The sequence below is a fragment of the Pseudomonas taiwanensis DSM 21245 genome (genome assembly GCF_000425785.1).
GTDB classification, from domain to species: Bacteria; Pseudomonadota; Gammaproteobacteria; order Pseudomonadales; family Pseudomonadaceae; genus Aquipseudomonas; species Aquipseudomonas taiwanensis.
Window position 1 is genome coordinate 1 of record NZ_AUEC01000050.1, and the last position, 8,808, is coordinate 8,808.

Below are 8,808 nucleotides of genomic sequence, written 5' to 3' on the forward strand. Positions count from 1 at the left end.
CACCTGATCCCATCCCGAACTCAGCAGTGAAACGATGCATCGCCGATGGTAGTGTGGGGTTTCCCCATGTGAGAGTAGGTCATCGTCAAGATTCAAATCCAGAGCCCCTGTCTGCGTTGCAGACAGGGGCTTTGTCCTTTTGGGCTTATCGTCACGTCAATTGCTAAGCGCTTCAGGTGAGCACACTTAGCGGGCCGTTTGCTTGTCCAGGTAGGCCCTGATCACACGAGCGGCTGTATTGAGGTGCTTTTCCAGCACCGTGACCGCTTCGTCCACCAGCTTGTCGCTGGCTGCATCGACCAAGGCGTTGTGGTCATCCTGGGTCAATTTGCCCAGCCCCATCGAAGACAGATGGAAGCGCAGGAAGCGTTCTTCTTCGTTGAGTTCATTCTCGATCAGCCGCAGCAGTTTTTGGTTCGGCGCCTTGTTGTACAGTGCCATGTGGAGCAGCCGATTGAGACGACCGATTTCGGCGTGGCTGGTTTCGCTTTCCAATTGCTGGATATACCCACGGGCCTGAGCAATGTCATCGGCATTGAGCAGGGGGATCGACTGGCGCAATGCCTCGGATTCCAACAGTACCCGCAGTTCGTAGGTATCGACTGCATCTTCACCGATCAAGGGCGCAACCACGGCCCCTTTATGCATTTCCACCTTGAGCAGGGACTGCGCTTCCAACTGACGTAAAGCTTCACGCACTGGCATGCGGCTGACACCGAACAGGGTCGCGAGCTCCTGTTGGCGCAGGGCTGTTCCCGGAGGCAAACGACCGTCTAGGATGGCACTGCGCAAGCGTTCTTCGATCACGCTACGGGCCAGGTGTGCTGGTACCTGTTCGCTGGCCAGCACTTTGCTCAGTTTGAATTTCTCGGCCACGCGAAGTCTGCCTCGACGATTAAAGTTGGATCCAATTACACTAGTGACGAGCAAGGAGGCTTGTCAAACCACTGCCCACACAGCAGGGAGCGCCCCAAAACCGCGGGTATGGTGGAGCAAGTCGCCTACCAAAGAAAGCAATACACATATCGAGTTAACGATAAAGTTAGATTAGCCCGACTATCGGCATCGTGATTGCATCGCGCCATTGTCTTTTGCCTTGGCAGGCCGCACCATCGCTGCATTAGGCTGGCCTGAACAGGTCTTCGCAGTGGCGATATCCTGGATACTTAAAACCGTCTTGCGTTGTTTCGGCCTTGCCACGTTGCTGGGGGGCTTGTTGCTGGGCGCTCTGCACGCCGACTGGGATTTCTCCCAGATCAGCCGCAAGTCTCAGGCGCTCTACGGCCCCCTGGGTGCCGGAAAGGCCCGTATCGATGCCTGGCAGCAGTTGATGGCCACACAACAGCAGGGCAGTGAGCTTGAGCGGTTGCAGGTGGTCAATCGCTTCTTCAACCAGCAGTTGCGTTACGTCGAAGACATCGACTTGTGGCGTGAGGTCGATTATTGGGCAACGCCCATTCAGGCCTTGATCAAAGGCGCTGGCGATTGTGAGGACTACGCTATCGCCAAGTACTTCAGCCTACGGCGTATGGGCATCCCCAGTGAAAAGCTGCGCATCACTTACGTCAAAGCCTTGCGGCAGAACAGGGCTCACATGGTCCTGACCTATTATTCAAGCCCACAGGCCCAGCCGCTGGTACTCGATAGCCTGATGGATGCCATCAAGCCGGCGAGCCAGCGTCCTGACCTGTTACCGGTGTATGCCTTCAACGGCGAGGGCCTGTGGCTGACCGGTACCACGGGCAACAAGAAGGTAGGGGATACCAAGCGCTTGTCGCGTTGGCAGGATCTGTTGAAAAAAATGCAGGCCGAAGGGTTCCCGGCCGAACCGGTTTACTGAGGGAGCGCAGATGTCACTGTTCAAACAATTGCTGTTGGCCATTTGCTTGTTCCTGGTGGTCGCTTTCAGTGGAAGCTTCGTGGTCAGCCTGGAAAGCTCGCGCAGCCAGTACGTCAACCAGTTGCGTTCACACGCGCAGGATGCAGCCACTGCATTGGCTTTGTCGCTGACACCCAATATCGACGACCCTGCGATGGTCGAGCTGATGGTCAGCTCGATTTTCGACAGTGGCTACTACGCAAGCATCAAAGTTGTCGATCTGGACTCCAACGCCACCTTGGTCGAGCGCCACGCCGAGCCCGACAGCAGTGGTGTGCCGAGCTGGTTCGTGCGCATGATTGGCCTAGAACCCGCAGGTGGGGATGCCATCGTCAGCCGCGGCTGGCAGCAGGCCGCGCGCGTCGAGGTGGTGAGCCACCCCATGTTCGCCGTCGCCAAGCTCTGGCAGAGTGCGTTAGGCAGCCTCGGCTGGTTGTTGCTGTGTGGTGCGGCTAGTGCGGTGCTTGGCGCGTTGTTGCTGCGTCGGCAACTGCGACCGTTGGACTACATGGTGGAGCAGTCCCATGCCATTGCCCGCCGCGAGTTCCTCACCTCGCCGCTGCCACGTACCCCAGAATTGCGCCGTGTGGTGCAGGCCATGAACCAGATGGTCGAGAAGCTCAAGGCATTGTTCACCGAACAGGCCGAGCGAAGCGAGCGACTCCGAGCAGAGTCATACCAGGACAGCCTCACTGGCTTGTCCAATAGACGCTATTTCGAAATGCAGCTCAATGCCAAGGTGAGCAACCTTGAGGAAGCCCGAGCCGGCTATCTGTTGTTGCTTCGAGTGCAGGATCTTGCAGGCCTCAATGCCCGATTGGGTGGCCAGCGGACGGACCAGTTGCTGCAGGCGGTGGGTGAGCACCTGCGCCGTACCTGTGCCGGTTTTCCCGAAACCAAAGACCTGATTTCTCGCAGCCGTGGAGGCGAATTCGCCGTGCTTGCACCAGGCATGGTGCATGAAGAGGCGGTGAAGCTGGCCCAGGCACTCGAAGCTTCGTTGCACAGTCTGCATGACACTGGGGCCAGCGATGTCGCTCCGGTCGCCTGTATCGGCTTGGCACCCTACACCCCAGGCGATGCACCGCAGGCACTGCTAACACTGGCGGACGAGGCCCTGGCAAGGGCTGAGAACCAACCGACACCGGGCTGGGTGTGCCTTGAGCAGGGCGCGGCGGCCGTGGCCGGGGACAGCCAGCACGACTGGCACTCGCGCCTGGACAAGGCCTTCGTCAACGGCCATTTCGAATTGTTCTTCCAGCCCGTGGTGGACTGCCAATCCACTGAAGTAGTGCTGCACCATAAAGTTATTTCCCGACTTGACGACGGGCGTGGCGAAGCACTGACGGCGGGCCGTTTCCTGCCCTGGCTTGAGCGCTTTGGCTGGATGGCCCGGCTGGATCTGCTGATGCTGGAGAAAGTGCTCGCCCACCTGCGTGGCCATGACCAGGTGCTGGCGCTGAACCTGTCCGGGGCAACCCTGGCCGACCCCGAAGCCCTGAGGCGAGTCTATGAGCTTTTGGGCCAGAACGTTGCTTTAGGGCCACGGCTGATCTTCGAGATCGGAGAGGAGCAACTGCCCGAACAATCGATGCTCGAGCAATTGACCCGGCGCCTGCGTGGGTTGGGCTTCGGCCTCGCGTTACAGCGCTTTGGCGGACGTTTCAGCATGATTGGCAACCTGGCTAATCTGGGCCTTGCCTACCTCAAGGTGGACGGAAGCTACATCCGCAACATCGACCAGGAACAGCACAAGCGCCTGTTCATCGAAGCCATCCAGCGGGCGGCGCATGGCATCGACTTGCCACTGATCGCCGAGCGGGTAGAGACGGAAGGGGAACTGAGCGTCCTGCGAGAAATGGGGGTAGAGGGCGTTCAAGGACAACTGGTGGGCGAACCTGCGCCCTGGCGATGAGTACACGGGCATCCTAGGAGCCGGCTTGCCGGCGATTGGGCCAGCAAAGACAGCGGCTCCTGCATCCCACCCGCCCTCAGATCAACCCACCTTCGCTTTCCTCCTCGATCAGGTTGTTCAGGCTGCCCAATGCCCTACGGGCCGTTGAGCGGTTGAGCAGCTTGGCCTGGGCGCCGACGGGCAGGTCGGTGATGCTGATCACCCCCTTGGTGGTCAGCACCTCGATCAGGTCCTCGAGCACCCGGATCATGTCCAGATCACTCTGCTTGAGTTGCTTGAGGCTGTTTTCGACGACGTCGTCGGCAAACCACTCCTGGATCTCGGCATGGTCGGCCGGGAGGATTTCCGCGAAGCCCTCGAAGGGGGCGGCCTCGACCCGCAGCAACTCCCCTTCACTGTCGCGTTGCACGTAGAACATGGCATCCGTCCTCGTCACTTGGGTTCCTTAACGGTTGGGCTATGCGCAGCTTAGGCAAAGTTCCCGAGCTGCGCCTGCCGGTCAGTTATTGGAATTGTCGATCTTGATGGTCGGGTCGGCACCGCTTATGAGCGAATTGATCGTGGTGTTGGACAAGTTGACCCCTTCCAGCTTGATCGAGACATCGGCATTGGCCAGCCCCCCGGCAGCATTGAGCTTGCCCTCCGTGCTGATTTGCAGGGTCGACTCACCGCCAACGGTGGTGATCTTCAGGTAGTTGTCGATCGTCGATCCACGCTCCCCCTGCAGAAGGTCGCTCAGGTCAAGACGGTCGCCCTCGCTCATTTTGAAGTCCTTGATCACATCCTGGCCGATGTCGCCGAGCTTCCAGACGAAGGTGTCCGCGCCGGCGCCGCCGCTGAGGATGTCGTTACCCTTGCCGCCGGTCAGGGCATCATTGCCGGCTCCGCCAAACAGCAGGTCGTTGCCGTCGCCCCCCAGCAGGGTGTCGTTACCCGCGCCGCCCAGGAGGATGTCATTGCCCTTGCCGCCATCGAGGTAGTCGTTCCCGCCCTGGCCGAAGATGATGTCGTTGCCAGCACCTCCCATCAATGTATCGGCACCGTCGTTGGCGCGGGAGATATCGAACTCGGAGTAATGCTCGGAAACGTACTTGTGCATCGTTCGCGCATCCACGTCGCCCGCATCCACACCGAGCTTGAGGGCAACATAGGTCTGGATCGCTTCCACGCCGGTGCCAGGGATCGAGTCGAAGGTGACAAGGTCACCGAAGATGATGTCGTGGCCATCGCCGCCATCGACTCTGTCCGAGCCGGGCTGTGTCACTTCGGTGTGGCCAAGGATGGCCTCCGCCAGTTTGCTGGGGTCGATGTTCGATTGCGGCGTCTTGTCCGAGTCGAAGGGTTTCAGATCGTTCGTATCGACGCCGCTGTTCAGGCCGATTGCCTCCACTACCGACAGCGCCGCGAGAATCTTGAAACTGTCGTTGGAGTTGTTCAACGTTGCATCATTGGTGGTGTTGCCAGTACCTGCGCGAGTCGACAGCTCATAGCCGCCATTGCCTTCGGCGCGAATCGTGCCGCTGGTCACGGTGTTCCACTTGTAGCTCCAGGTCAGTAGGTCGAAGCTGCCGCGCGTCTCGGCGGTCAGTTTGCCGCTGCTGTCGATCGATACCCGGTTGGTGGTGTCGAGCTGGTAGTTCGTGACAGTGTCACCAGCCTTGTAGTTGATGCTACTGAGGAAGGTATCGAGTTTCACGCTGCTGTTGGCCAGGTTCGGGTTGGCTTGCTCGCCGGTCTGGTAGTAGGTCGGTTGGCCGTCGGTGATGAAGAACGTCTGGTTGCTGCCAGTGTTGCCGGCATTTTTGAGATTCTGGAACCAGTTGGCGGTGGTCTTGAAGGCGTCCTCGTAGTTGGTGCCGCCCTCTGAGCTCATGGTGCCCAGGGCGTTGAGCAAGGTCTTGAGCCCGGCGTCATTGAGGGTAACCGAGATGGAACTCTTGACCTGCGTGGCGAAGTCCACCAACAGAATGTTCACCGTGCCCGATTGTGCACCCTTGACGCTGGCGGCCAAGGTCCGGAACACCGACTCCATGGAGGCTTTGGCGGCATCCACACCGGACGCCCCCATGCTGCCCGAGGTGTCGACGATGAACGCGATGTTGTAGTCCTTCCCCGCCACGACGTGCAGGCCTGTCACATCGGCGACGATGAGATCGTTGTTCACGGTACCGGTCGCGGTGTCGCTATCGGTACCCAGGTTGCTGGAGGTGTAGCTTTCCGGGTAGACGGTGACTTTAACCGAGCCTTCGTTGATGGCTTGGCTGCCTCCCACGCCTTCTTTGGAGGTGGAGGTGATCTTCACGTCGAACTGGCCAGAGTAGTAAGCCGGTGGCTTGATCGCCAGACTGCCCAGGTTCCAGCCAGTGACATCGACCGCCGTTGCACCCACGGTGATGCTGTGTCCCGCGTTGTCGCTCACCACCGAACCTGCCGGAATCCCGGCAAGCTTGACGCTCAAGGTTTCCGAACCGTCGGTATCGGTCAGGCTGGTGCTGATGCCCACCAGCTTGACGCTGCCGTTCTCTGGTCCTTCATTGAGCTTGTAGCCATCGTAGTAACCCTGGCCATTGCTGCCATGCAGGTCAGACACCGTCACCCCGGCGTTAGCCAACTCGGTGACGTTGGGGTACATCGGGATAGTCGCACTGTTGAAGTCGCCGACCGAACCGTTGCCGACCTTGATGTTGATGTCGTAGCTGCCTGGCCCGGCCTGGTTGGCGTGGTAGATCTCCAGGGTGTAGTAGCCGCTAGCGCTGGGTGTAAAGCTGCCCGAGACATTGCCGCCCGCACCCCAGGTGGCGGTGACCACCGTCTTGCCGCCGATATTGACCAGCAGACTGTCATCAGCCGTGCCGCTGAAGGTATAGGTCTTGCCGGCTTCCAGATAGATCAGGCCCGAAGTTTTCGAGCCGGACTGGGCGGCGACGCTGGCCTCGGACTGCACATTGGTCGTGGTTTCGCTCTTGCTCGCACTGCCGGAGTTGGCGAACACGGATTTCAACGCATCACCGGTGATACCGTTGCCGCTGTTGGTCAAGCCGGTGAGGGTGTTCCAGGTTTCTTTGGTCAGGCCTAGGGAATTGACGTTGTTGTTGCCAATGTTCAGCTCAGGTTTGTCGGCGACGGGTGTGATGTCCACCTTCAGCGTCGCCTCGCTACCTGGGCTGCTGCCGTCGGTGGGCTTGTATTTGACCTGGGCATAATCGGCCTGCTTGTTGCCCACGCCGGAGCCGCCGTAGCCATCGGCCCCCGACTGATTGGTCAGCGGTACGAACTTGAGTTTGCCTGCAGCGATGTCTGCCTGGCTGATGGTCTGGTTGACCGTCACGTTCACCCAGGCCGTGCCGTTGAAGTACTTCAAGTTCCCGAGGTCAGGCAGCTTGGTGATAGTCACCCCAAGGTTTGCGGCGGAGCTGTCGACGTCGGTGATGTTGAAGTCACTCCAGTTCAGCACCAGATCGGTGTCCTCCGAGCCAGTGGCCGCCCCACCTGTGGTGACTGGCGCATCGTTGACCGCAACCACATTGACCGTGGTGGTGGCCGTGTTGGAAACGTTGACCCCATCGGTCACGGTAACGGTGATCACGCGGGGTGTAGTGCTTGGGTCGTCGCTGGTGTTGACGAAGGTGATGTTCTTGATGGCCTGCATGTAGTCTGCCAGCGACGCTGCACCGCTCAAGGTGAGCACCACTTTGCCGTCGGTCACGCTTGATGTGACGGTGATGCCGTTGACGCTGTTGCCGAGGTTGAGCGCATCGCCAGGCTGGCGATTGGTCAGGGTGACGGTAGCGCCGGTCAGTTGGCTGCTGTCGAAGTCGGTGATGGAGATGTCCAGGTCACTGATGGAATTGCCGTTGCCGTTCTCGGTGAAGGTGGTCTGGTAGTCCGCGCCGTTCTTGCCGCTGGAGTCGTTGGCATCGAGGTCCAGCACTGGGGCGGGTTCATAGATCTGGGTCGTGACACTGGATGCACCGGCGTTGATCACAAGGCCTTCGAAGTTGCCGCCTGTGGCTGAGTCGATCTTCACATTGATCTGTTCGGTGCCCTCATTGATGGCGTCCTTGAGGGTGGGGATAGTGAAGGTTGCCTGGGTGCTGTTGGCCTTGATCACCACAGTTGCGACGCCGGTGTAGTCGACGCCATTGGTCGCCGTACCGCTATAGCTCAGTTTGACGGTGACGTCAGTTTGCGGGGCATTGCTCAGGGTCAGGGTGTAGGTGGCATTGTTGCCCTCGGCCACTGCCGCGCTGCCGGAGATCCCTAGTGTGGTGTTGTTCAGGGTATCGGAAACGGCCGTGACCGCTGGCGCCGGGTTGACCACGAGGTTCTCGAAGTTGCCGCCACTGGTATTGGTGATCGTGGCACTGACTGGTCCAGCGTCGATGTAGACGTCATCGGAAGGTGCGGCCACCGTCACGCTGCCGGAGGATTGGTTGGCGCCGATGGTGATGGTCTGGCCGTTGCTCAGGGTTAAGGTAAGCGCGGTTTGCGCAGGGTTGGTCAGGGTCGCGGTATAGACGATCTGGCCGCCCTCTGTCACGGTAGGTGTGGCCGTCAATGTGACGGTGGTGGTCTCCTGTACATCGGTGACTGTACTGCTGACCGGGCTATTGTTTGCCACCAGGTTTTCGTAGTTGCCGCCGCTGACATTGCTGATGCTGTTGGTGACTGGCGCGTGTCCTTGGTAGACGTCGTTGGTCACGGCACCGGTGGCAGTGCCGGAGCTTTGACCGACCGGGATGGTGATGGTTTGACCGTTGGCCAAGGTAACCACCACTGGACTACCGGTGACGGGGGCGCCGACGCTGGCGGTGTAGATAATGGTCCCGCCTTCGGCGACGCTTGGCGTGGCGGTCAGGGTGACCGTGGTGGTGTCTTGAACATCGGTGACGGTGGTGCTGACCGGTGCCGGATTGGCAACCAAGTTCTCGTAATTGCCCCCGGAAACGTTGGTGATGCTGTTGGTGACTGGCGCGTGCCCTTGGTAGACGTCGTTGCTCACGGCGCCGGTGGC

General features: G+C 59.8%; 5 protein-coding genes and 1 rRNA gene. 3 read left to right on the forward strand and 3 right to left on the reverse strand.

The genetic code is table 11. The annotated features are described in order from the left end of the window. Positions 1-91: ribosomal RNA gene (gene rrf, locus H620_RS25935) — 5S ribosomal RNA — on the forward strand; the annotation flags it as partial. 95 nt (positions 92-186) lie between these two features. On the opposite strand, the gene H620_RS0118525 is transcribed toward rrf, so the two are convergent. Continuing rightward, positions 187-876, reverse strand: coding sequence for a GntR family transcriptional regulator (locus tag H620_RS0118525; RefSeq protein WP_023378070.1), 690 nt, complete (start codon positions 874-876; stop codon positions 187-189). Between the two features lie 220 nt (positions 877-1,096). Between H620_RS0118525 and lapG the strand changes: the two genes are divergently transcribed. Together lapG and lapD are read left to right on the forward strand one after the other, a co-directional pair. Beyond that, on the forward strand, positions 1,097-1,840 hold the full coding sequence (lapG, locus tag H620_RS0118530) for a cysteine protease LapG (RefSeq protein WP_177429831.1): 744 nt from the start codon (positions 1,097-1,099) through the stop codon (positions 1,838-1,840). A gap of 10 nt (positions 1,841-1,850) precedes the next feature. Further along, positions 1,851-3,794: a cyclic di-GMP receptor LapD gene (lapD, locus tag H620_RS0118535; protein WP_027907836.1), complete on the forward strand. Its 1,944-nt coding sequence runs from the start codon at positions 1,851-1,853 to the stop codon at positions 3,792-3,794. Positions 3,795-3,870: 76 nt separating this feature from the next. Here lapD and H620_RS0118540 read toward each other — a convergent pair whose 3' ends face one another. Both H620_RS0118540 and H620_RS0118545 read right to left on the reverse strand, forming a co-directional pair. Beyond that, the gene (locus H620_RS0118540; protein ID WP_023378073.1) at positions 3,871-4,212 is read right to left on the reverse strand and encodes a hypothetical protein; all 342 of its coding nucleotides are present in this window, start codon (positions 4,210-4,212) and stop codon (positions 3,871-3,873) included. An 81-nt stretch (positions 4,213-4,293) separates the two neighbouring features. Next, positions 4,294-8,808, reverse strand: a 4,515-nt coding sequence (locus tag H620_RS0118545) for an immunoglobulin-like domain-containing protein (protein WP_027907837.1), incomplete at its 5' end; no start/stop codon positions are given.